At 68.1% G+C, this 1,018-nt stretch carries 2 protein-coding genes; both read left to right on the top strand.

Translation table 11 applies throughout. The features are described 5' to 3' along the window. Positions 1–163 precede the first annotated feature (163 nt). A complete protein-coding gene (locus DMH12_RS38580; protein ID WP_125495867.1) occupies positions 164–385 on the top strand; it encodes a hypothetical protein in 222 nt (73 codons plus the stop codon). A gap of 76 nt (positions 386–461) precedes the next feature. Beyond that, positions 462–1,018, top strand: a 557-nt coding sequence (locus DMH12_RS38575) for a TerD family protein (RefSeq protein WP_185832787.1), incomplete at its 3' end; no start/stop codon positions are given.

The raw sequence follows: 1,018 nt of genomic DNA, 5'->3' as shown, positions 1-1,018 counted from the left end.
CTGACCGAGCTCGTCGACACGTTCGACAACGTGGTCGCATTGCACGAGGGAAAGATGGAAGGTACGTCGGCGAGAAAAAATGTTTTTTTTTTTTAAATGATGCGCCACCCACGAAACTTAACACAGAGTATATCTTCGCAACCTTCGAGTGTTAAAACCCCCCATGCCCAGACCCCACGGCTTCGCCTACACCGCCACAGCGGCCGGCACCGTCCACATCACCCACCACGACAAGCCCGCCACCACCCTGGGCGGCCCCCGGGCCGTCCGCTTCCTCCAAGAGGTCACCGCGGGCGATCCCCAGCTGGTCATGGCCCGCTGGACGGGAAACTACAAGCGCGGCAACGAACGCACGGCCCGCGAACACCCCCGAAACCACCGCTGACCAGGTCAGACACGCCCCTGACCCGATTGGCCGCCGGGTAAGGGAACGGTAAAACGCCCTCGCTCGTTCACCCGGCATGACAGCTATGACCCCCGGCTCGAACATCCCCCTCTCCGCCGCCCGCGTGACGGTGGACGTCGCCGCGCCCGTGCGGCTCGACGTATCGGGCCTGCTGCTCACCGCCGACGGCAAGGTGCGCTCCGACGACGACTTCATCTTCTACAACCAGCCCACCGGCCAGGGCGTGACCTACCGCTCCGGCGGCGGCACCGCCCCGGACGCGATCGTGGTGGACACCGCCGCCGTCCCGCCGGGCATCGAGAAGATCGTCGTCACCGCCAGCCCGGACGCCGCCGGCCAGACCTTCCAGGGCATCGAACCGACCGCCACCATCCGCAACGCGGACGACAACTCCGTGCTCGCCAGCTTCACGCCCCCGCAGCTCGGCACCGAGACCGCCCTCGTGATCGTCGAGGTCTACCTGCGCAACGGCGCCTGGAAGGCCCGCGCGGTCGGCCAGGGCTACTCCAACGGGCTGGCCGGCATCGCCACGGACTTCGGCGTCACGGTGGAGGAACCGGCCGCCCCGGCGACGCCGCCGCAGCCCCAGGCGGTCACGCCACCGCCGCCCCC

Source organism: Streptomyces sp. WAC 04229, from assembly GCF_003947455.1.
GTDB lineage: Bacteria > Actinomycetota > Actinomycetes > Streptomycetales > Streptomycetaceae > Streptomyces.
Note: the sequence above shows the minus strand (reverse complement) of the source record. Positions and strands in the feature narration are given on the sequence as shown.